Origin of the sequence: Paenibacillus sp. 2TAB23, assembly GCF_052115165.1 — a bacterium.
Lineage (GTDB): Bacteria > Bacillota > Bacilli > Paenibacillales > Paenibacillaceae > Pristimantibacillus.
This window is the reverse complement of record NZ_JBFRGD010000004.1, coordinates 55,494-79,287: the sequence shown is the minus strand read 5'-3', so window position 1 is coordinate 79,287 and position 23,794 is coordinate 55,494. Positions and strand designations below refer to the sequence as shown.

Annotated in this window: 20 protein-coding genes; 17 read left to right on the top strand and 3 right to left on the bottom strand. The window is 48.8% G+C overall.

What is annotated here, in order from left to right:
• The first annotated feature begins 3 nt into the window (after nt 1–3).
• Nucleotides 4–762, top strand: a complete 759-nt coding sequence (gene nfsA / locus AB4Z29_RS07700; RefSeq protein ID WP_441942486.1) for an oxygen-insensitive NADPH nitroreductase — start codon at nt 4–6, stop codon at nt 760–762.
• Nucleotides 763–813: 51 nt separating this feature from the next.
• Here nfsA and AB4Z29_RS07695 read toward each other — a convergent pair whose 3' ends face one another.
• Entirely contained in the window at nt 814–2,055 is a 1,242-nt protein-coding gene (locus AB4Z29_RS07695; protein ID WP_441942485.1) for a nitrate/nitrite transporter, read from the bottom strand.
• A gap of 397 nt (nt 2,056–2,452) precedes the next feature.
• On the opposite strand from AB4Z29_RS07695, the gene AB4Z29_RS07690 reads away from it, so the two are divergent.
• The 14 genes from AB4Z29_RS07690 to AB4Z29_RS07625 all read left to right on the top strand — a co-directional run bounded on the left by AB4Z29_RS07690 (nt 2,453) and on the right by AB4Z29_RS07625 (nt 20,406).
• The gene (locus AB4Z29_RS07690) at nt 2,453–3,718 is read left to right on the top strand and encodes a molybdopterin molybdotransferase MoeA (protein WP_441942484.1); all 1,266 of its coding nucleotides are present in this window, start codon (nt 2,453–2,455) and stop codon (nt 3,716–3,718) included.
• Nucleotides 3,719–3,747: 29 nt separating this feature from the next.
• Complete coding sequence (gene nirB / locus AB4Z29_RS07685; protein ID WP_441942483.1) at nt 3,748–5,898, top strand: nitrite reductase large subunit NirB; 2,151 nt, start codon at nt 3,748–3,750, stop codon at nt 5,896–5,898.
• Complete coding sequence (gene nasC, locus AB4Z29_RS07680) at nt 5,883–8,036, top strand: assimilatory nitrate reductase catalytic subunit NasC (RefSeq protein WP_441942482.1); 2,154 nt, start codon at nt 5,883–5,885, stop codon at nt 8,034–8,036. The genes nirB and nasC overlap by 16 nt, the downstream gene beginning before the upstream one ends.
• 139 nt (nt 8,037–8,175) lie before the next feature.
• Nucleotides 8,176–9,747: an ABC-F family ATP-binding cassette domain-containing protein gene (locus AB4Z29_RS07675; protein WP_441942481.1), complete on the top strand. Its 1,572-nt coding sequence runs from the start codon at nt 8,176–8,178 to the stop codon at nt 9,745–9,747.
• 62 nt (nt 9,748–9,809) lie between these two features.
• The gene (locus tag AB4Z29_RS07670; RefSeq protein WP_441942480.1) at nt 9,810–10,724 is read left to right on the top strand and encodes a permease; all 915 of its coding nucleotides are present in this window, start codon (nt 9,810–9,812) and stop codon (nt 10,722–10,724) included.
• Entirely contained in the window at nt 10,721–11,683 is a 963-nt protein-coding gene (locus tag AB4Z29_RS07665; protein ID WP_441942479.1) for a TIGR03943 family putative permease subunit, read from the top strand. The genes AB4Z29_RS07670 and AB4Z29_RS07665 overlap by 4 nt, the downstream gene beginning before the upstream one ends.
• A gap of 187 nt (nt 11,684–11,870) precedes the next feature.
• On the top strand, nt 11,871–13,010 hold the full coding sequence (locus AB4Z29_RS07660) for an acyl-CoA dehydrogenase family protein (protein ID WP_441942478.1): 1,140 nt from the start codon (nt 11,871–11,873) through the stop codon (nt 13,008–13,010).
• 13 nt (nt 13,011–13,023) lie between these two features.
• Entirely contained in the window at nt 13,024–14,196 is a 1,173-nt protein-coding gene (locus tag AB4Z29_RS07655) for an acetyl-CoA C-acetyltransferase (RefSeq protein ID WP_441942477.1), read from the top strand.
• Nucleotides 14,197–14,217: 21 nt separating this feature from the next.
• Nucleotides 14,218–15,069, top strand: a complete 852-nt coding sequence (locus tag AB4Z29_RS07650) for a 3-hydroxybutyryl-CoA dehydrogenase (RefSeq protein ID WP_441942476.1) — start codon at nt 14,218–14,220, stop codon at nt 15,067–15,069.
• A 35-nt stretch (nt 15,070–15,104) separates the two neighbouring features.
• Nucleotides 15,105–16,247, top strand: coding sequence for an acyl-CoA dehydrogenase family protein (locus tag AB4Z29_RS07645; protein ID WP_441942475.1), 1,143 nt, complete (start codon nt 15,105–15,107; stop codon nt 16,245–16,247).
• 28 nt (nt 16,248–16,275) lie between these two features.
• A complete protein-coding gene (prpB, locus tag AB4Z29_RS07640; RefSeq protein ID WP_441942473.1) occupies nt 16,276–17,175 on the top strand; it encodes a methylisocitrate lyase in 900 nt (299 codons plus the stop codon).
• Complete coding sequence (prpC, locus tag AB4Z29_RS07635) at nt 17,165–18,286, top strand: bifunctional 2-methylcitrate synthase/citrate synthase (protein WP_441942472.1); 1,122 nt, start codon at nt 17,165–17,167, stop codon at nt 18,284–18,286. The genes prpB and prpC overlap by 11 nt, the downstream gene beginning before the upstream one ends.
• Nucleotides 18,287–18,309: 23 nt before the next feature.
• Nucleotides 18,310–19,752, top strand: a complete 1,443-nt coding sequence (locus AB4Z29_RS07630; RefSeq protein ID WP_441942471.1) for a bifunctional 2-methylcitrate dehydratase/aconitate hydratase — start codon at nt 18,310–18,312, stop codon at nt 19,750–19,752.
• Between the two features lie 144 nt (nt 19,753–19,896).
• Nucleotides 19,897–20,406, top strand: a complete 510-nt coding sequence (locus AB4Z29_RS07625) for a hypothetical protein (RefSeq protein ID WP_441942470.1) — start codon at nt 19,897–19,899, stop codon at nt 20,404–20,406.
• Between the two features lie 84 nt (nt 20,407–20,490).
• Here AB4Z29_RS07625 and AB4Z29_RS07620 read toward each other — a convergent pair whose 3' ends face one another.
• Nucleotides 20,491–21,327 carry an alpha/beta fold hydrolase gene (locus AB4Z29_RS07620; protein ID WP_441942469.1) on the bottom strand — a complete coding sequence of 279 codons (837 nt, stop codon included), beginning with the start codon at nt 21,325–21,327 and terminating at the stop codon, nt 20,491–20,493.
• A gap of 105 nt (nt 21,328–21,432) precedes the next feature.
• Entirely contained in the window at nt 21,433–22,332 is a 900-nt protein-coding gene (locus tag AB4Z29_RS07615; protein ID WP_441942468.1) for a YihY/virulence factor BrkB family protein, read from the bottom strand.
• Nucleotides 22,333–22,484: 152 nt separating this feature from the next.
• On the opposite strand from AB4Z29_RS07615, the gene AB4Z29_RS07610 reads away from it, so the two are divergent.
• Nucleotides 22,485–22,892: a TerB family tellurite resistance protein gene (locus AB4Z29_RS07610; RefSeq protein ID WP_441942467.1), complete on the top strand. Its 408-nt coding sequence runs from the start codon at nt 22,485–22,487 to the stop codon at nt 22,890–22,892.
• Nucleotides 22,893–23,056: 164 nt separating this feature from the next.
• On the top strand, nt 23,057–23,698 hold the full coding sequence (locus AB4Z29_RS07605; RefSeq protein WP_441942466.1) for a Bax inhibitor-1/YccA family protein: 642 nt from the start codon (nt 23,057–23,059) through the stop codon (nt 23,696–23,698).
• Nucleotides 23,699–23,794: the final 96 nt, after the last annotated feature.

Below are 23,794 nucleotides of genomic sequence, written 5' to 3'. Positions count from 1 at the left end.
CCGGTGAACGCTACTATCGAGCTGTTATTGAACCACCGCTCCATTCGTTCATACCTAGACAAGCCCTTAACGGAGGAACAAATACATACCATCGTGCAAAGCGCACAAGCTGCCTCAACCTCCAGTTACGTGCAAGCCTACACCATCATCGGCATAACAGACCAAGAAGTGAAAGGAAAGCTGGCTGAGCTCGCAGGAAATCAAGCTTATGTAGCAAAAAACGGTCATTTTTTCGTGTTCTGCTTGGACCTGCATCGACTGGAGCTAGCTGCCGAATTGAATGGTGAGCTAACGGAAAAGATGGAGCAAACCTTGAGTTCCACTGAAATGTTTATGATTGGCCTTATCGACACCGCTTTGGCAGCCCAGAACGCGGCAGTCGCCGCCGAGTCAATGGGGTTAGGCATTTGCTATATCGGCGGACTGAGAAATGAGCTGCCTGCTGTCGCAAAGCTGATTCATACGCCGGAGCGTGTAATTCCTTTGTTCGGACTAAGTGTGGGATTCCCGTCAAACCATTCGGACTTGAAGCCGCGATTGCCCATATTAAACGTGTATCACGAGAATAGCTACAATCTGAATCAAGAACAGCTCGCTCAGCAGCTGCGCGAGTACGATCGAGACATATCCAGCTATTATGCTGAAAGAACGAATGGAGCGCGAAATGACCGCTGGACCGAATCCATGTCGAAGCTGCTGCAAAATCCAAAACGGCTATTCATGAAGCAGTTTTTGAAAGAAAATAAAATACCCTTAGACTAGCGGTTAGCTGTCTAAGGGTATTTTAAGTGTTATACAAACAATTTGAATTTGTTACACATTAACATGGGACACATCAGACATGCCGTCCAATTGTGCTTTTCCGCCTTTGGCCATCCATTTGGTTTTCCATTTGGTTTGCATAACCGTTAACAAGACAAGTGATCCCAGCGTCACTGCGCTCAAAATGAGGAAACCTGATGTATACGAACCGGTAGATTGATACAGCTGACCGAGAATGAGAGGCAAAGCATATCCGCCAAGCCCGCCTGCTGCGCCGATAATGCCAGTCATGAGGCCAAGCTCACTGCCAAAGCGCTGAGGAACGAGCTGGAATACCGAACCGTTGCCGGCTCCGAGACACATCATGCCGATGAAGAGCATCGTGATAACGATAGGCAATGCAGGCAGGGAAGCAACGGCTGCCAGCATCAAACCGGCTCCTGCATAAAGGATGGTTAACATTTTCGCGCCGCCGATTTTGTCTGACAAATAGCCGCCAACAGGGCGGAAGAAGCTGCCTGCGATCACACAGAAGGTAGTAAAGTCGGCTGCCCGAACAGGAGAGAGGCCGTACTGCGTATTGAAGAAAATGGTTAAGTAATTTGACAGTCCGACAAACCCGCCAAATGTTACACAATAGAATGCGCAGAATACCCATGCATCACCTTGCTTAAGCACCTGAGCATATTGCGAAAGCTTTTTTGGAGCAGGACGATTAGGACTGTTTTTCGCAAATATCGTAAATATGATAAACACAAGAACGATCGGAATGATGGCTAGTCCGAATACAACCTCCCAGCTTCCGTAATGCTGCGCGATACGATTCGCAAACAGCGTTGAAATAACCGTACCGCTGTTGCCGGCTCCCGCGATTCCCATCGCGAGTCCTTGATGTTCCTTTGAATACCATTGACTAGCCAGAGGCAAGGCAGCAGCAAATGAAGCGCCAGCAACCCCGAGCAGCAAAGCTACGATATAAAGCTGATCTAAGGAATCAACAAATTTCCAGCCCATAATTAATGGGACAAGGGTAAACAGCATACCGAACTGAGCGGTTCGCTTCGGTCCGATATAATCAGTCATGAAACCTAACACCAATCTCAGAATGGAGCCTCCTAATATAGGAAGCGCAACAAGATTCGCTTTCTGAACGGGATCCATCGGGTAGTCAGCTGCAATAATAACGGCTAGTGGGCCGATTAACACCCAAATCATGAAGCTCATGTCAAAATAAAGAAATGCACTAAATAATGTAGGTTTATGCCCGCTTTGCCAAAATCCTTTTTTCTCCATCCTAATCTCTCCCTTATTCTCTGTAATGAAACCTAAAAAGCCGCAATTCGTCCTTGAATAGGAACGAAATGCGGCCTCATTGCCATTGGTTGCACGTCATTGTGCGACCTAATTACTGATTATGATTGGATCACAAATTTGTAATCCCAACTCGAATTATAAGATCACGTAATGTGCATGTCAATATACCTTACACAATTATTTTTTGTGATGCCGTAAATTTGAAATTTGGTGTTATATATATTGACATATATTCAGCCATCAACTAATCTATATTCTATAGAACGAGTCATGCACAGTGGCGTGCGAGCTCAAACGGCAACGATGCCTTTTCCCCAAACGCGGGAAAGGGTTTTTTCTGTTCATTTTTATTAAACAATGGGCTGGGGGGGATTAAATGTCGGTCATTAGCGTGCAAAACCCGCTTACAGCTTCTGTTTCCATAGCCGTCATGAAGTTGACACGAGATAGAAAAGAGCCGCCGTTCGAGAAGATTCCATTAGAAGAAGCCCTATCAAGAGTGCTTGCATCCGACTTTGAAAGCCCATTTCCGCTTCCCCCGTTTCGCCGAGCGGCCATGGACGGCTATGCGATTTGCTCATCAGCCTCAACCGGCGCCAGCAAAGAGCGGCCGGTATTGCTGGAAGTTAGAGACGAAATTCGCGCAGGGTACGTTGAAACGGATTATGCGATGGATGAAGGTATCATGAATGCTGTACGAATATTCACAGGAGCACCGGTACCGGCAAGTTATGATTGTGTTGTTATGCAGGAAACAGCTGTTGAACGAAAGAGTATCATCGGCAACCCCTCCGTACAAATCGATCGCTCGTATCCGCGTGGCCAGCATATCGCCGAAAGAGGAGAGGACGTCCCTCAAGGAATGAAGGTACTTTATCGCGGTGCAGCGATTGGAGCAAAGGAAATCGCCGTGCTAGCCTCTTTTGGACAAACGGAGGTAAAGGTATATAAACAGCCTGTCATAGCGGTCATCCCTGTCGGAGATGAATTGACTATACCTGGCGATCAAAGAAACACTGGTCAAATATATGACGCGAACGGTTATATGGTATCGGCAAGGCTCCGCGAGCTCGGCGCCAAAGTCATCCGGCACAATCCGGTGCCGGATTGCCAGCAAACGTTGGAAGCTTATCTTACAAAGGCTTTGGAGCAAGCCGATATCGTAGTCACTACAGGCGGGGTTTCAGTTGGAGATTATGATTATGTAAAGCTTGCCGCAGAAAATATTGGCGGCATTCCCTTATTTACCAAAGTGGTCATGAGACCAGGTACTCCGACTTCAGCGTACCAATTCGGATCCAAGCTGCTGGTCTGCTTGTCTGGCAATCCATCAGCTTGCTTCGCGGGACTTGAGCTTCTCCTTCGTCCCGTCGTATTGAAAGCGGCAGGCAGAAATGAATACCGATCCGTTTGGCTAGATGGACGGTTGATCGATGGTATCCATAAGCCTTCGCCATACCCGAGATATGCGCGTGCATTCGTATATCGAGGGGAAAAAGAGTGGATGGTTGAACCGCTGCGCAACGACAAGTCGGGCAATGTAGCCGCGTTTGCCAGAGCGAATGCGCTCGTCATTATAGAGGCCGGCGGGGCAGGTGCCGAAGCTGGTCAAGAAGTCCGATTTGTTTCTCTAACGATTTAGCAAAAACATGCGAGTGGATGTGAACATACATGAGTAGAGAAAAATTAGTCGTTATCGGAAACGGCATGGCAGGTATCAGATGCGTGGAGGAAATAATCAAGCTAGCTCCTCTCAAATATCAAATTACTGTTTTTGGCAATGAGCCGCATCCCAATTATAATCGAATATTGTTGTCTAAGGTTCTTCAAGGCGATTCCTCTATAGAGAGCATTGTCATCAATGATTGGTCGTGGTATGAGGAGAAGGGGATTCGCTTGTACACGAGCGAAACCGTCGCCCAAATCAATACGGATTCACAATTCGTCAAAACCGTATCGGGCATCCGAACGGATTATGACCATCTCATTATAGCAACAGGATCTTCTGCATTTATCCCGCCAATAGCCGGTATCCATAAACAAGGAGTCATCTCCTTCCGTAATATAAACGATTGCCAAACGATGATGACCTATGCCAAAAAATATAAGAAAGCCGCTGTCATCGGCGGCGGATTGCTCGGTTTAGAAGCCGCGAGAGGCTTGCTTAACTTAGGAATGGAAACCGACGTCATTCATAATGCGCCTTACTTAATGAATAGGCAGCTTGACCGAATGTCGGCAGATTTATTGCGCAAGGAATTGGAAGATCAGGGCATGAAGTTCTGGCTGAGCAAAGAAACAGACAGCATTATCGGTTTAAATAGAGCCAAAGGCATTCGTTTCACAAACGGGAACACGCTCGATGCTGACCTCATCGTCGTTTCTGTCGGGATTCGCCCGAATATTGAGCTTGCCAAAAAAAGCGGAATTGAAACGAACCGCGCCATTGTCGTGGATGACTATATGCGAACAAGCATGCGAAATGTATATGCGGTAGGTGAATGTGCAGAGCATCGAGGTGTTGCATATGGGCTGGTAGCTCCGCTATACGAACAAGGAAAAGTGCTCGCTAGTACATTATGCGGTCAGTTGACGGAGCCTTATCTGGGATCGGTCCCCTATGCGCAGCTAAAAGTGTCCGGCGTTGAGGTTTTTTCCGCAGGAGACATCCAGTCTGATCAAGCCGAGACAGCTGTCCAAATCTACGATGGAATCAAAGGCACTTATAAGAAGGTTACGATGAAGGATGGAATCGTGAAAGGCGCCATATTGTTCGGCGATTCCTCAGAAGGCACGCAGCTATTGAATCTCGTTAAAAAGCAGGCATCGATCACCGAGCTGGCTACGAAAGCGACTTCGGGCGGAAGCAGCGCGAATGAAGAGCTCATCGCAAATATGCCTGATCGTGAAACGGTTTGTGCTTGCAACGCGGTAAGCAAAGGGGCTATCATGTGTGCTGTGCTGGAGGAAGGCATGCAAACGACCGACCAAGTGCGGGATTGTACAAAGGCATCGAGCTCCTGCGGCGGCTGTCGCCCTATGGTAGACGCGATCGTGCAGTATGCGCTCCAACATGGAAAAGCAGGCATGTCAGCGCAGGCTGAGCCTATCTGCAGCTGTACGGAGACCAGTCACGAAATGCTGAAAGCGGCTATCGCCGCCGATCCGGTCATCGCGCCAAACGAACGTATGGCTATGCTGGGATGGAGTCGGCCATCCGGCTGCGCCATTTGCAGAGCTGCTATTCAATATTATGCTTCGCTCCACAACCAAAAAGCCATGATGAACAGTAACGCAGATGCATGGATCGTTCATGCCAACCGGCTGCATGTAAACGCTCATTATGAGCTTGGCATAAATAGCAGCGCGACATTTGATTCACATTCACTAGGCAGCTTGCTCCAAGCTTCTTGCAGCGAATTGTCTTACCCTACTGCCGTGAGGACGGCCATCACATCCGGCCTTCATCAGGCAGCAGGCGTTTTGGTTCATGATCTCGGCATTACCGGGGCACCTGCCGGATGGGAAATCTATGCCGGCGGTCATTCCGAGCACCCGGTCAAGCAGGCACATTTGATTGGAATAGCCGAAACTGACAGGCTTGCACTATCCTTATCCGTTTCCCTGCTTCAGCTGTACCGCGAAAAAGCAGAGTACGGCGAATCTGTGTGGAAGTGGATCGAGCGAGAAGGTCTTGTGGAAATACGGGAAATGGTCCTCGACCCCGAATACCGGGAAGAGCTCGTAGATCGGGCTAAAGCATCAGCCCTTTGGCTAAGAACCGACGAAAGGCAAGGTGAAGAAATATGCGGCAATTGCTAGCAGCAGCTGAAGTGAATGCTGGTTATACGATGGATACACAGTGCCCATTCTGCAGCGTTCAGTGCAAAATTCGCATTACGAAGGAACTGCCGATTCCGGGCTCACGGCGATTTGCTTATTCGATTGAAGGTATACCGAATGCGGCTTCTGAGGGACGCTTATGTGTGAAAGGGATGAATGCGCACCAGCATGCAACGAGCAAGGAACGAATCATGCAGCCGTTAATCAAAAAAAACGGCGAGCTTGTGCCCTCCACTTGGGAGGAAGCGATGTCTCTCATAGAGGAGCGCTTCCAAAGCGGCAGCAATGCTTACGGCCCACATTCACTAGGCGTTTATGGAGGCGGCTCGCTGACGAATGAATCCGCTTATCTGCTTGGCAAATTCGCCAGAGTTGCGCTTGGAACCAAATATATCGATTACAACGGCAGATTCTGTATGTCTGCCGCCGCTTCGGCAGGCAACAAAACGTTTGGCATTGACCGGGGACTTACATGCAGGCTTGCCGATATCCCGCTAGCGCGCTGCATCATTATGGCAGGTACTAATATTGCGGAGTGCCAGCCTACCTTAATGCCTTATTTCAACAAAGCGAAGGAGAACGGCGCTATCATTATCGTGATAGACCCGCGCGCTACAGCAACTGCCGCCATTGCCGATATACATCTGCAGCTGAAGACCGGAACCGACGCTGCGCTCGCTAACGGTATGCTGAAGGTGCTTCTAGAAGAGAACCTGATCGATGAAGCGTTCATTGCTCAGCGGACGAAGGGTTATGCTGAGCTTGTTGAGCATTTGGCAGCGGTCGATCTCAAAGACATTGCCGAGCTAACCGGGCTTGATGAAGTCTTGATCCGCAATGCTGCAAGGGCTTATGGCGCCGCAGAAACAGGCATCGTGCTTACGGCAAGAGGCGTTGAACAGCAGACCGACGGGCATGTCGCGGTTCGGAATTTTTTGAATATGGTGATAGCCACAGGAAAAATCGGGAAACCGGGCTGCGGCTATGGTGCCGTAACCGGACAAGGAAATGGGCAAGGCGGTCGGGAACACGGGCAGAAGAGCGACCAATTGCCCGGCTATCGCAATATTGAAGACGAGCACGACCGTGCTTATGTCGCTGGCGTATGGGACATCCATCCAGACGAGCTTCCGCGCAAAGGCGTTTCAGCCTATGAGATGATGGAGCTCGTTCACAATCGCGAAATCCGCACGCTGCTTGTCATGGGTTCGAATCCGGTTGTATCCAATCCGAATGCGGATTTAGTAGAAGAAGGGCTTCGCAACTTGGATTTTCTTGTCGTTGCCGATATGTTTCTTTCGGAGACTGCCGTCATGGCGGATGTCGTGTTGCCCGTCACCGCCTATTTGGAAAATGACGGCACCTTGACCAATTTGGAAGGGCGCGTATTATTGCGGGAATCGACAATCGAGCCGCCAGGTGAAACGAAGCATGATTGGCGAATCTTATGCGATATCGCTGAACATCTTGGGAAAAAGAAATACTTCCCGTTCGAGAACGCGGAACAAATATTTGATGAGCTGCGAATAGCAAGCAAAGGCGGTTTAGCCGATTATTACGGCATTACCTACGACCGGTTAAGAACGACAGGCGGAATTTATTGGCCTTGCACCTCAACAGAAGAAGACGGGAATCAAGGCATGATGTTCGAGCATACTTTTGCCCATACAGACGGGAAAGCCATATTCTTTCCCGTTGCCAGCCGGATCCCTCAAGAAACGCCGAACGAGGAATTCCCATTAACCATGACGAACGGCCGTGTACTGTCGCATTATCTAACCGGTGTTCAAACGAGAAGAAGCCACACATTAGCAGCTCGAAATGTGGAGAACTACATCGAAATTCACCCTAAAACGGCAAAAAAGCATCATATCATCGACGGTGAATGGATCGAGGTTGCTTCGCGAAGAGGCAGCTTCAGCGTTCGCAGCCGGTTCACCGACAAAATCAGGGAAGATACGTTATTTGTCCCCATGCACTGGGGGGGCATACAAAACGTAAATAAAGCAACGAGCCCAGAGCTCGATCCTAATTGCAAGATGCCTGGCTTCAAAACCTCGACGGTGTCGATAACGCCTTTGCGGCTCAAACCATTGGCACACATAATGATGCAGTAATTGTGAGAATGACGCATTCATAATCCCTAATGAAAGGACCGATACATGTCGCTGCTGCGATGTGGATCGGTCCTCTCGCGCGTCCCCGCTTGACATAGAGCCTGCTGGTGGTTTACAACCATATACAGAGGTGAAAGTCATGAGCGTGATTCGGTTGGAGAATGTTACGAAAAAATATGAAGATACCCTAATTTTCCGCGATATTTATTTTCGGATAAACAAGGGCGACCGAATTGGTCTCATTGGTAGAAACGGTGCAGGCAAATCGACCGTATTCAAGCTGATTCTAGGCAGGGAAGAGCCAACAAACGGCAAGGTTGAGGTCGATCCGAAAGCAAAGGTAAGCTACTTTTCCCAGTTCTCTGAGCTAAGCGGCAGCCGATCAGTCCGCGAGGAGCTAGAGCTATGTTATGAGCATATTTGGACGATTGAGCGTGAACTAAGCGAAATAGGAGAGAAGCTAGGTTGCACAACCGACGACAAGGAAATGGAAGGGTTGCTCAATCGGCAGGCTGAGCTGTTCGAGGAAATGGAGCATCATGATGGCTGGAATGCCGCGGTAGAAATAGATACGGTATTGACTAAGCTTGGATTCGACGAGCATGCTCGTCAGCAGCCCGTGGATCAGCTGTCGGGCGGGTGGCGGAATCGCGCTGCGCTGGCGAAGCTGCTTATCGAGCTGCCGGATGTCGTATTGCTTGATGAGCCAACGAATTTTTTGGATCTGGACGGGCTGGCTTGGCTGGAGCAGTGGCTGAACCGATTTAGCGGGACGATGGTGCTCGTATCACATGATAGGCAATTTATCGATAGAGTCGTTACGCGTACGATCGAGATCGAGAACTATCATTTTCAGGAATACGAAGGCAATTATACCGATTATATCCGCAAGAAGAAGCTGCGCAAGAAAGAGCTTGACCGGCAATTCGAATGGGAAGAAGAGCTGCTTCTTATGGAATCCGAGGAGCTTGATAACCGTTCCAAACGAAAATCGGGCAAGGATCGCCTGTCGCGCAAGCTAGCAGATATGAAAAAACGGATCGAGCCTCATCCGGTGAATGTCCTTATTACGGATATTTATGAGAATTTACGGTTTCCCGACAATTTATGTTCGGTTGAAGCTATCCACAAGGGCTATGGGGACAGGCAGATATTCCAGAATGTCAGCTTTGATATACAGAAAGAAGACCGGATTGCGATCATTGGCCCTAACGGGAGCGGAAAGTCAACTTTAATCAAAGTGCTGACTGGGCAAGAAGAACCGGATGCCGGCGTCGTTCGATTCGGGAAAGACGTTAGCTACGCGTATTTCAACCGGATGTGGGATGAGCTGGATCAGAAGGATACAGTCAGTCATGCCGTGAATGTTTATGGACTCGGTCTCGATGCTCCTCGCAAGAAGGTAAATAAGTTTTTATCCATGCTGCAATTTTCGGAAGCCGATCTTCAGAAGGTCATCGGAAGCCTGTCTGGCGGTCAGCAGGCACGGGTTGCATTAGCCAAATGCCTGTTGTCAGGCGCGGAGATCATCATTCTGGATGAACCGACCAACCATCTTGATTTGACGAGCATACAGGTGATGGAGCAGGCGTTGATTCATTTCCCCGGAGCTGTTGTTACAGTAAGCCATGACCGGTTCTTTATCGATAAAATCGCCACAAAGCTGCTAACGTATGAAGCCGGCGGCAGCATCGTTCAACAGAGCGTATAGATTCGCTGATTGCTAGCGCTCCTGTAATCCCGTTTCATATTATGTTTTGGAGATGAGCAGGGTTGACTTGGACTACCTTATACCAATTGAATACCATCTTTATCAGCATGGTGATGGAAGCGATCCCGTTTGTGCTCGTTGGCGTGCTCATTTCCGGATTGATTCAGACTTTCGTGAAGGATCAATGGATTGCTAGGATCATGCCCAAAAACCGATTTCTCGCGACGATATTCGGCTGCGGGATCGGGATTTTTTTCCCATCCTGCGAATGCGGAATCGTACCGATCACTAAACGCTTGATCAACAAGGGCATGCCACTGCATGCCGGCATCGCCTTTATGCTGACGGGTCCGATCATCAATCCGATTGTCTTGTTCTCCACGTATATCGCGTTCGGGAACGATTGGGAAATGGTCGGCATACGTGCGGGATTAGCTATCGCTGTTGCTTTTTCGGTGTCGATCATCGTTTCCTTTCTGTTTAAGGATCTTCCGTTCCGCATACAGGACGGTCAAGCTGCGGCTGCACACGAGCATGCCAGCAGTATCGCCTCGGTACGCATTCCGGTGCGCAAACGACTGTACGAAGTGATTGTACATGCCGTTGATGAATTTTTCTCGGTCGGCAAATATTTAGTTTTGGGAGCTTTTATCGCGGCTTGCATGCAGACATTCGTTCCGACTTCGTATCTGCTTCATCTTGGAAGCAATCCGGTAACGTCTTCTCTTGTCATGATCGCACTAGCGTTTCTTATCTCGCTCTGCTCGGAAGCGGACGCATTCATTGCCGCATCGTTCAGAAGCACGTTCACGGTTGGCTCTTTATCCGCCTTTCTCGTGTTCGGGCCGATGATTGATATTAAAAACACGCTCATGCTGCTCGGAACCTACCGCAGCAAGTTTGTCTTTACGCTAATTGCGCTCGTTACGGTATTTACATTATTAGGCTCACTGCTGGTCTGGAGGTTATTCGGATGATTCGCTTCATCATTTTATTCGGATTTTCTTTCATGTTTTTTATGCTTCACTATACCGGAGACATTAATAAATTTATTAATATGAAATATGCTTATTTGTCGATAAGCGCTGTTGTCATCATGGGACTGCTCAGTATTTTTGAATTTGTACGCATATCCCGTGAGCAGATCGCAGCAGAAAAGAAGCTGGCTGAAGCGGTTCAAAGTCCTGAATGCACCAGCCATGATCATGAGCAGCATGAACATTCGCATGCCCATCATGGACATGATCACGCGCATGGACATGATCACGCGCATGGACATGATCACGCGCATGGACATGATCACGCGCACGGCAACAATACGAGATTGAAACGGTTTGTCAGCTATTTCATTCTGTTTGTACCCATTCTGACGGGCCTGTTTCTTCCGGCTTACGCGCTGGACTCCAGCTTTGTGAAGGCGAAAGGGTTCTCGTTTCCTTCTTTTGAAGAAAACATTGCGAATAATCCAGGCGCTCATCAGTTTTTAAAACCAGATTCCAGCGTTTTTTACCGCAAGGACGACTATGACAACGTAAAAAACAAACAATTGGCTGAGTTCGTCAATCGCCCTAGCATCAACTTGACGGATGAAGACTATTTAAAGGGCATGGAGGTCATCTATAATACGCCTGAAGCTTTCATGGGGAAAACGATTAGCTTCGACGGGTTCGCTTATAAAGGGCAGCAAGTGGACGGCAATCATTATTTCGTCTTTCGCTTCGGCTTTATACACTGCGTGGCGGATTCCGGCGTCTTTGGCATGTTAGTTGAATTTCCGAAAAATACCGAAATCAAGGATGATGATTGGGTCCGCGTATCGGGAAAGCTCACATGGGAATATTACCAGCCTTTTAAACAAACGATTCCCGTACTGAAGGTTAATGAATGGCGTGCAATTGATGCGCCAAAGGATCCATATGTTTACCGAACTACTTAAACCTAAGGCTGCTCCAAATGTCATGCAATATGACTTGGAGCAGCCTCTTTTTGTTTAGAATCGGATGCCAAATACAAAAGAATACATACGGGCATTTTTATTGAAGTCGTGCACATATACTACAGCAAATGCGGATACCGTCGAACTTTGTCCACTTGCTTCTGTTCAAGCGTAAAGGGGGAGGGCGATGCAGTTTTCAATAAGCACGGAGCAGGACATGACGCGTTCATTTGTTCGTGAGTTTGCAGAGAGCGAGGTTGCGCCGCATGCCTCGGACAGAGATGAGCATGAACGGTTCGATCGCAAGCTATTTGAACAAATGGCTAGTCTTGGCTTGGCAGCTATCCCGATCAGTGAGCAATATGGAGGCGCAGGTGGAGAATGGTTGACGTTTGCCATTGCGATAGAGGAAGTATCCCGAGTATGCGCATCCGCCGCAGCAGCATTGGCTGCTCATACGTTATTTACGGCTTGGCCGATCTATGCATTCGGCAATGGAGAATTGAAGGAGACTTATTTGAGCAGGCTTGCCAGCGGACAGCTGCTCGGCGGCTGCGCTTTGCCCAGCGTGATACGGACGGGTACGATGAACGATTACACCCTTGCATACAGCGGCAGCAGGAACAGAAGGGAGCTTAACGGACGACATAGCACGGTTTTACAAGCAGGGGTCGCTGATCTCATGCTTGTTTTCGCTAAATCGCGCAAGCAGAAACGCAAGGACGAATCGCTAGCTTTTATTGTTGAACGAAATTCGCCTGGCCTATTTATTGGTGAGAATATTCAAAAAATGGGGCTTCGATCCCTCATGCTTCATTCCGTTCGGTTTGAGCATTGCTCGGCTGCGGGAGCATGCTTGTTTAATAAGACGGAAGATATGGCTGAATTCCTCACATCCCTCTCACAACTGGCACATATTAGCGCGGCTGCGCAAGCGGTCGGCATGGCGCAAGGCGCTTATGAAGCTGCGGCAGCCTATGCCAAGCAGCGCAAGCAATTCGGCATTCTCATTGGAAAGCACCAAGGCACTTCCTTCAAGCTCGCGAATATGTGGACGCGAATTGAAGCTGCCAGGCTGCTTGTCTATCAAGCCGCATGGCGGAGAGACGAAGGTCTTAGCTGTGACAGGGAAGCGGCAATAGCACGGAAATATTCGGCTGACTGTGCGGTAGAAACAGCCATTGAAGCCATTCAAATATTCGGCGGATACGGCTACATGCAGGAGTACCGCATGGAACGATTTTTGCGTGATGCGAAATGCTTGGCAACCAAGCTAGGGACCGGCGGAATGGACACCGACTGCGTCTCACATATCGTAATGGCTTAAGGAGTGATTAAGCATGCGCCATGCGGTTATCGTCGGCGGGAAACGAACACCTTTCGGAAAACTAGGCGGTACATTCAAGGATGTGGACGGTGTCCAGCTTGGCGCGTCAGCTATCCGCGGTTCCATGCAGCAATGTGGAATGGAATCGTCTGAGGTTGACGGCATCTTAATGGGAATGGTGCTTCAAGCCGGGAATGGGCAAAATCCAGCGCGCCAAGCCGCGATTCGAGCGGGACTGGATTGGAGTATCCAAGCGGACACCATAAATAAGGTGTGTGCTTCAGGCATGCGGGCAATTACGCTTGCCGAGCAGCTGATACGTGCAGGCGATTCGGAGGTGCTGATTGCCGGAGGAATGGAGAGCATGAGCCAGACCCCGCTTGCTGCGCGCACGGCAAGATGGGGGAGTAAGCTTGGGCATGCGGCGTTGACGGATTTATTAATTCACGACGGATTGCTCTGCCCGTTTCATGATGTCCTAATGGCGGTTCATGGCAATCAGGCAGCTGCGGAATATGGAATAAGCAGAACCGAGCAGGACGAATGGGCACTAAGAAGCCACGCCCGGGCATGCTCGGCCATGGACGCTGGATTTTTAGCGGAGGAAATCGAAGCATTCGCCACGCTTGGAAGCGTGATGATCGATCAAGATGAATGTCCCCGCCGTGACACGAGTGAACGCAAGCTGGCCATGCTCCAATCGATTGCAGGTGCTAACGGAACGATCACTGCTGGCAATGCACCAGGCGTGAATGACGGAGCAGCGTCTTTAGTTTTGATGTCTGCGGAAGCAGCTGCACGGAAGGGCTGCAAACCGCTAGCACGCATAGCGGCACATGCCGCGATCGGAACGAGGGCTCCCCATTTAGCGTCAGCGCCTGCTTTGGCTATACAGAAGCTGCTGCACAAGCAAGGCCTCTCCTTGCGGGATATTGATTTGTTCGAAGTCAACGAGGCCTTCGCGGCGGTTCCGCTCGTATGCGGACATATTCTCGGATGGAATGACGACAAAGTCAATGTTGCAGGCGGAGCCATCGCACTTGGTCATCCCATCGGTGCAAGCGGGGCAAGGATTGTGCTTAGCTTGATGCACCAGCTGCGACGAAGAGGCGGCGGACTCGGCATAGCAGCCATCTGCAGCGGAGGCGCGCAGGGTGACGCCATACTCATTGAGGTTCGATCATGAAGCGAAGGGAGGAGATAAAGATTGAGCATTCGGACAGCAGCGGTAATGGGTGCAGGCCAGATGGGCAGCGGCATCGCGCAGGCGCTAGCGAGAAGCGGCATCGCTGTTTTGCTATATGATTTGAATCGGGACGCCGCAGCGCTTGGTCTAAAAAGGATTGGCGACTCGTTAAGCCTGCTTATCGCCAAAGGAAAACTGGAGGATAAGCAGCGCAGCGAGCTTTTGTCCCGAATCACGGTATCTACAGAGCTTGCCGATGCGCAAGCTGCGGATCTTGTCATTGAAGCAGCGCCCGAGCGCATGGATATCAAAAAAGAAATACTCGCCGAGCTTTGCCGTGTCTGCTTGCCTCATACCATATTGGCAACGAATACTTCCTCTCTCTCCATTACAGAGCTGGCATCCGCGACCGGCAGACCATCGCTCGTCATTGGCATGCACTTTATGAATCCGGTGCCTGTGATGCCGCTAGTTGAACTTATTCGCGGATTGGAAACCTCCGACGACACTTACGATCAAATTAGGCAGCTCTCGCTCGCAATAGGCAAGACGCCGGTCGAAGTCAGAGATTTTCCTGGCTTCGTATCCAACCGTATTCTCATGCTCATGATTAATGAAGCCATATATACGGTTTATGAAGGGGTAGCCTCTCCAGAAGCGGTCGATGAGATCATGAAGCTTGGAATGAAGCATCCGATGGGACCGATTGCGTTAGCCGATTTCATCGGATTGGATACATGCCTCGCGATTATGGAGACACTCCATCACGGATTTGGCGACTCTAAATATCGACCGTGCCCGCTGCTTAGCCAACACGTAAAGGCAGGCTGGCTTGGCCGGAAAACAGGACGCGGCTTTTATAGCTATCCATAGCATGACAATAGCTGCATCGGAGAGGGTGCATAGCGATGGAGCTCCGTTTTACGCGGGAACAAGCAGACCTGCAAGAAGCTGTCAGGCAGTTTGCAGAACAAGAAATCGCACCGGTCGTACATGAGATGGAAGAAACCGATCAATTCCCGTCTTCACTATTAGCAAAAATGGCGCAAAAAGGATGGATGGGCATTCCTATTCCGAAAAAATGGAATGGTGCCGGACTCGATTTTATTTCCTATATTATAGCTATCCATGAGATATCCAAAGTGAGTGCGGCAGTCGGGGTCATCTTATCCGTTCATACCTCAGTAGGAACCATTCCTATTTTAAAGTATGGAAACGATGAACAAATCGCGAAATTCGTGCCTTCCCTAGCCGCTGGGGAAGCCTTGGGCGCATTCGCTTTGACGGAGCCGCAGGCTGGTTCGGACGCAGCCGCTATCCGTACTTCAGCCGAGTTGGCAGGCGATCATTATACACTGAATGGCAGCAAGCTTTTTATAACGAATGCAGGGGTCGCCCAAACGTATGTGACCTTTGCAGTAACGGACACGGCGAAAGGCTCTTATGGAATCAGTGCATTTATAGTTGAGCAGAATACAGCCGGCTTTGCAATCGGAAGGAAAGAGAGAAAGCTGGGGCTTCATGGATCCAATACATGCGAGATCATGTTTGATCAGGTGCGGCTTCCGGTTGCTCAGCGCCTTGGCAGGGAAGGAAATGGTTTTGAGATAGCACTAGGAGCGCTTGACGGCGGCAGAATCGGCATTGCGGCACAGGCGCTCGGCATCGCGGAGGCGGCACTGCGACTTACAAATGAAAGGATGAATCAAAGTTTCATGCTGTATGGAAGAACCACTGCTGTGGCTCGCAATAACAAAGCAAAATGGGCTGAACTGACCATTCAAGTCGAAGCTGCAAAAATGCTCGTATACCGTGCTGCATATTTGCGACAACAAGGACTGCCCTGCACGAAGGAGGCTTCCGCTGCCAAAATGTATGCAGCCGACACCGCAGTCAGGGTTACAAATGAGGCGATGGCTATCTTGGATATGGACGGCTGCTTGAGGGGCTCGGGGATTGAACGAATGTTTCGTGATGCAAAAGCTACGCAAATATATGAAGGGACAAATGAAATCCATAGAATCGTCATTAGCGGCCAATTGTTGAAATAATGTTTCTCCGATGAAAGGCGGTGGTGAAATGTGTGCTGCTCCAGGCCAGCGGCTGCGGGAAGCCATTCAGGCTGAAATGCCTCTTCAGGTTGCAGGTGCTATACATGCCTATTCCGCGATAATGGCTGAACGAGTGGGCTTCCGATCATTGTATTTATCTGGCGCTGGCGTAGCCAATGCTTCATTCGGGCTTCCGGACCTTGGTATGACTACACTGTCGGATTGCTTGGAGGAAACGAGGCGCATAACAAGCGTAACGGAGCTTCCTTTGCTCGTTGATGTCGATACGGGCTTTGGCGGAGCTTTCCAAATCGCACGAATGATGAAGGAAATGAATCGAGCCGGCGCAGCTGGCATTCATATTGAAGATCAAATATCAGACAAACGATGCGGTCACCGTCCAGGCAAAACGATCGTAAAGCAGGAGGAAATGGTCGACCGCATCAAAGCCGCCGCGGATGCCAGAATGGACCCGTCATTCGTCATTATGGCGAGAACCGATGCAATTGCCGTTGAAGGGTTGGAAGCTGCGATTGAACGCGCCTGCGCTTGCGTGGAGGCCGGAGCGGACATGATCTTCCCAGAGGCGGTCACTTCGCTTGATGATTACCGAACTTTTGCTAATGCGGTTCAAGTTCCCATCCTTGCCAACATGACAGAGTTCGGCCAGACACCATTATTCTCGGTAGAGGAGCTTGGCAATGCCGGGGTTGGCTTGGCGCTTTATCCGTTGTCCGCATTTCGAGCAATGAATGCAGCGGCACTACATGTATATCAGGCAATAAGAAGCGAAGGGACCCAAAGGAACGTAATGGACCGCATGCAGACAAGAGCCGACCTTTACGATTACCTCAACTACTACGACTTTGAAAAAAAGCTGGATCAGCTGTACGGCTTCAATAAGGGGGGAAGCAGCGATGACGGTTAAAAAAAGCGGCGGGCTCGCCGATGTGGTTGCCGGGCAAACCTCCATTTCGACGGTTGGAAAAGCAGGAGTTGGGCTTACTTATCGGGGATATTCGATCGAAGATCTCGCTGCGAACGCCGTGTTTGAAGAAACGGCATATTTGCTTAACTACGGCAAGCTTCCGACTCTACCGGAATTGCAGGCATACAAGATTAAACTCCGAAAGCTGCGCAAGCTTCCAACAGGATTGCTTCACATTCTGGAGCAGCTGCCCGCTGCCGCGCATCCCATGGATGTGCTGCGTACGGGTGTCTCTGCGCTTGGCACCTATGAACCTGAAGATACGGCAAACGATCACCATGCCGTGACCGATCGGCTGATTGCCTGCTCCGCTTCCATGCTCTTATACTGGCATCATTTCCACGCCCAGGGCATCCGTGTCGATACTGAGTCGGACAGTGACAGCATCGCCGAACATTTCCTGCAGCTGCTGCATGGTCATCCTCCAAGTAAGCTGCACGAAAAGGCACTTGACGTATCGCTGACGCTTTATGCTGAACATGAGTTCAATGCCTCAACCTTTGCCGCAAGAGTGACGGCTTCGACTTTGTCTGACGCTTATTCTTCGGTTACTACCGGTATCGGCACCTTAAGAGGCAATCTGCATGGAGGCGCCAATGAGGCTGCCATGGCGCTTATTGAAGCTTTCCCGAATCCAGCCAAAGCAGAAGCCGCCGTTAGGCATATGCTGCAAGAAAAGAAATTAATAATGGGCTTCGGCCATCGTGTCTATTCCGTCCGTGATCCCAGGTCGGACATTATTAAGCGCTGGTCCAAAAAGCTATCCGATGATGCACAGGACTGGATTCTATATGATGTATCTGAGCGAATCGAGCAAATTATGCAAAAGGAGAAGCAGCTTTTCCCCAATCTGGACTTCTACAGTGCATCCGCTTATCGGTTAATGGGCATTCCAACCTCTTTGTTTACGCCTATATTTGTCATTTCCCGTATAAGCGGCTGGATGGCTCATCTTATTGAACAACGCAGCCATAACCGCATTATTCGCCCAAATGCCGAATATATAGGTCCTGAGTCAGCACAATGGCTGCCAATTGATCATCGATCGTGAAGAAAGGGAGGACTGATGCACCGATGTCATCGCCGGTCTTCAACGCTAAGCCTGATCCGGATCAGCTGTTAGTCGATATTGCTTCCTATGCATCAGCGTACAAGATTGAAAGTGATGAAGCTTACGAGACGGCTCGCTACTGCCTCATGGATACGCTAGGCTGCGGCTTGCTTGCCCTGCGGTATCCGGAATGTACAAAGCTGCTCGGACCTGTCGTTCCCGGAACAATCGTCCCGCACGGCGCCCGTGTTCCGGGCACCTCGTATATGCTCGATCCGATAACCGCGGCTTTTAATATCGGATGCCTCAACCGCTGGCTGGATTACAATGATACCTGGCTTGCCGCGGAATGGGGGCATCCTTCGGATAATCTTGGAGGTATTCTAGCCGCTGCGGACTACGTAAGCAGAAGAAACCTATCGGAAGGCAAATTGCCGCTAACGATGCATGATGTATTAACGGCGATGATCAAAGCACACGAAATTCAAGGCGTGCTTGCGCTCAACCATAGTTTCAACCGCGTTGGCTTAGACCATGTTATTCTCGTAAAGATTGCCTCAACCGCCGTCGTCACTGCGATGCTCGGCGGGATGCAATCCGAAATTATCAATGCCGTCTCGCATGCGTGGCTTGATGGGCATTCTCTTCGAACATATCGGCATTCGCCCAATACCGGAACGCGCAAATCTTGGGCTGCCGGTGATGCAACGAGCCGTGGCGTCAGGCTTTCATTATTGGCTCTTAACGGTGAGATGGGCTATCCTTCGGTGTTGTCCACGCCTGAGTGGGGGTTCAGCGACGTGCTGTTCAAAGGAAAGAAGCTACAGCTGGCACGTAAATTCGATAGCTATGTGATGGAAAATATTTTGTTCAAACTATCATTTCCTGCCGAATTCCATGGGCAAACAGCCGTTGAAGCGGCAATCGCTCTGCATCCGGAAGCCATTCTTCGGTTACATGATCTGGATCGCATTATGCTCACGACGCATGAATCCGCGTTGCGGATCATCGATAAGCAAGGACCGCTCCACAATCCAGCTGATCGTGATCATTGCTTGCAATACATGGTTGCAATCGGTCTGCTTTATGGAGAGTTGACCGCGGACCATTATGAAGACCTTGCAGCTTCAGATCCACGAATTGATCAGCTTCGCCAAAAAATGATAACAAAAGAGGATCCGTCATTTTCAGCTGATTATTTGGATGAGAATAAACGATCAATTGCCAATGCCGTACAGCTGTTTTACCTTGACGGCACCTCATCAGACCGTATAGAAATCGCCTATCCTGTCGGCCATAGAAGAAGAAGGAGCGAAGGCATCCCATTGCTTTGGCACAAATTCGAAGCTAACTTAAGAAGCCGTTTCCCTGTCAAACAGACTCAACTGATTATGGAGCTGTGCCAGAATCAAGCTAGGCTTGAGGAAACCTCGGTCCCGCAGTTTATGGATATGTTCTTCATTTAATCAACAGCCTGCGACAGCCGCAGGTTTTTCTTTTTTTGCAATTCATTTGTATCCTTTCTGTAACTTATTGAGCCCCGCTTTCGTTATATTGTATAAGTAAGCTGAATATGAATATAAACCATACCTAAAAGGAGCGTCAGCGCTATGAAAAAATTTGGAATGATCGCAGTTGTCGCGATAGCTTGTCTCACGGCCTTTAGCTTTGCGCCGACGGGAGGCCGTGAATATACACCGCTGGAGCAATCGTCGGATATGGAAAGCGGATATATCGAGCAGGTGCAAACACGGGATGGCCACTATATGTTGTCCATTGACGGGATCGAATGGTTCGAGGGTCAAGAAGCCATTGCGCCGTTTCTTGAACGAGAAGGGGACTCCGAGCTGGATGGGCCACCGGACGGCTACTACATTATTAATGACGAGAGCAGCCTGCACGACCTTCCCATTGCGGAGGATGCTGAAGTTCTGATGCAAATCTACAACCGTACTGGCAATGCAGCTGAAGCGGATATCGTCTGGAACGAGCCCGTTTCAATCGAAACGTTTGTCAAGCTGCTGAACACGGAGGATGATCTGGATATCAAAAGCTTCCCGTATCATTTGACCGTTCAGAACGGTGAAATTACCCGCATTGTTCAACAATATGTTCCTTAACCAAACCACTTATCGAATACAAAGAAAGGCTCAGACCGCAGACATGAAACATGACTGCAGCGTGAGCCTTTTTTAATAAGGGAATTAATCTCTTCCCGCTTCGTAAATTTTTTGGGCAAGCATGGCTGGATTGGTTTTTGCCGTTGTCATATGGTCACCGGTTCCTTCTATATACCGGAATACACCTAATCGGTTGGACATATGCGGATGCCAGCCGTATTGGCTATTAAACTGAGGCAATACGTTATCCTCCGTCAAATAAATATAGCTCTTCGGAACGGCGAGGCTGTAAAATTTTTTGAGATCCAGCTTTTCGTAATTTGGCTTGGCGGGTTCCGGGCTGATCTGATTGTAGATGTATTCGGCCATCCCTAAGCTAGCTAAATTAACGAAGGTATCGCGAAATATTGGAAATGGCAGCATAATCGTATCATCAATCGTGCTTTCTCTCAGCTGCTTGAACAAGGCCTGATAAGCTGGCGGGAATTCATCGGCAACCATTTCACCGTCGTTAAGCACGAAGGCATTCCAGAAAACAAGCCGTTTCAGTCGGTCTGGTATTTGCTGTGAGACCGTCTGCACGAGCGTCCCGCCAAAGCTGTGGCCAACGAGCACGATATCATGCAGGTCTCGCGCGACGATGTCATCTACGATCGATTGGGTAAGCATGGCATGTGTCACATTTTTATTCGTATCGGCTCCATGACCCGGATATTCCGGCACATAGACGGTATGCCCCATTTTACGAAGCTCAGCGGCGATACCATCCCAGAAACTCGTATCTGCCCAGGCTCCGTGGATCAGAACGAAAGTGAGCGGCTGTTCACTCGGTCTTGTGGCATAGCGAGCACATACAGGATAAACATTTGTATAGGGATGGGAATATGTCCAGGTCACCCACTCATGCTGATAAGGATACACGTTTCATTTCTCCTCGCATTCAGATACATCAGCATATGCCCATATGCGTTCAAGAGTAACTGTAATGCGAATTTTGAACGCAATCCCATCAAACATGGAGATTAATCAAGTCAGGTTCATGTTTTTGCTTTTATCGACAGGCAGCCGAAAGCTATGTCTGGCTGTTTTAGATTGCGGCGGATTATTCCTCGCAGATGCGAGCGTAGCATTGATCTCACCGCCTAGCATAATGAGAATCGAGCTCATGTAGAGCCAAATTAATAGAATGATCATTCCTCCAAGGCTTCCGTATGTTTTAGAATAGTTAGAGAAATTGTTGATGTAAAATTGGAAAGCGACCGAAGTGATAATCCAACCGAAGGTTGCGAACAAAGCACCCGGAACCACCTCTTTAAGGCTTAACCTTCGACTCGGCACAATCCAATACAACAGCGTGAAGGCACATGCCATTGCTGCAATCGGAATGAGATATTTGATAATGCCCCATATCGATTGGAAGCCGCTCGGATAACTGAGCCATTCAAATAAATACTGACCGATTGCTTGACCGAATATGAGCATAACCATAACCAATATAATAACCACCACGAGAAAGACAGTAGCAAGCACGGAAATTCCGCGCACCTTCCAGAATGGACGCTGCTCCTCCACGTCATATGCTTTGTTGAGTCCCTTCATAATAGCGTTGATGCCGTTGGAAGCAGACCATATGGTAGCGATCATTCCGAAGGAGAGAAGAGTACCGCTGCCGTTGTCAACAACCTCAGAGAGAATTCCGCTGAGCGTATCGCTTGCTTCCGTAGGAAGCACCCTAATAAATTCTGCGATTACACTATCACCGGACAGCTCGATAAAACCAAGCAAGCTGACCATGAAAATTAAGAATGGGAAAAACGATAGAATCAGGTAATACGTTAGCTGCGCTCCAAGTGCTGGAACGTCATCCTCCCGGAAACGACTGTAAAGGCATTTTATAAATTGTACCGTCTGTGACTTGCTTCTCATTTGTGGTCACGCTCCTTTTCATATAAAATTAAACAGATAGACAGCCGAGTTAAACAGTCCATGCGATAAAAGAAAATAGGAGCTTGTAGGAAATGCTCAAATCGTGTCGAATACGTTAACGATCAATTTAAATAGTAAAGGGAGTGGACCTATTGTTTTTGAATTTCATACAGTCCAAAGAACATAAAATTGCTTTTCTGGAGCTCGCCCATGTCGTCGCAAATGCTGACGGATACGTACATAAGAAGGAACAAAATTATTTGCAATCTTATATGAATGAAATGGATATTCAGTCCTCGGAAGTGCAATTTACACCTGGCAAGCAGCTGACAGATATCGTCGGCAGCTTGAATGACGAGCATTTAAAAAATATCTTTTTTGCTGAAATCCTGCTGCTCATCTACGCCGACGGCGATTACAATGATGATGAAAAGAAATTGACGGAAGATTTAAAGAAACAGTTCGGGCTGTCGGACCATGCTTACGAGACGATAAAGGATTGGGTTACCCGTATGGATCAGTTGAAAATAGAAGGCCTTAAGCTCATTCTAAACACATAAACCATATAGCAGGACCATATGCCAACCACCTTCATTTCTTTTCTAGTCATAAGAATGAAGGTTTTTTTATTTTTATTGGCACATTCATTTGAATGCTCTTTTTAATCACGTTTATTCATGGTATTATGGGGTCAAAATCATATCCATACGAGGAGAAAGAGAAGATGAGCTATAGTCAATCAAGTGGATACGGAAAGCCCATGCAAAAACTGATGTTAACGTTTTTCTTTGCCTTGCTTGTATCAATCGGCGGAATGATGCTTGGAACGCTGCTGCCGCCTGTTGCAAGAATTCCTTTGTTTATTTTGGAGCTTGCACTCATAGTCGGCATTATGTTTTTAAGAAAGTCCAAAGCGATCGGCTATTCATTAATGTATGCGTTTATGGCTGTTTCCGGAGCGACGCTTCAGTTCGCAATTAGTTATTACATAGCGACAATCGGAACAGCGGTCGTACTGGAAACCGTCGGGGTAGCCATTCTTGTATATGCCGGATTGGCTATTTATGCGACCTACTCGAAGGAGGATTTCCGGTTCCTTGGCGGGTTTCTGTTCGCATCGTTAATCGGATTAATTGTACTTGGCCTAATCCAATTTTTCGTTCCGTTTGTTGGCGTAATGGAGACGGTGTATGCGGGCTTTGGCTTGCTGATCTTTATTGGGTATACGCTATATGACTTCAGCAGGATGTCGAAGGAAGGGTTCGATGAGCGCGATATTCCATTAATGGTCGTCAACATCTATCTGGATCTCGTGAATATCATTCTGTTCGCGCTTCGGTTCGTCAAATCCTTGCTTGATGACTAACTGGCAGCACAAAGGCTAATCTCCTTGTTGGAGATTAGTCTTTTTTTGTTGGGGAACCTTTTTAATCGAAGCTGTTTCCATTCTCGTTTTAATTAT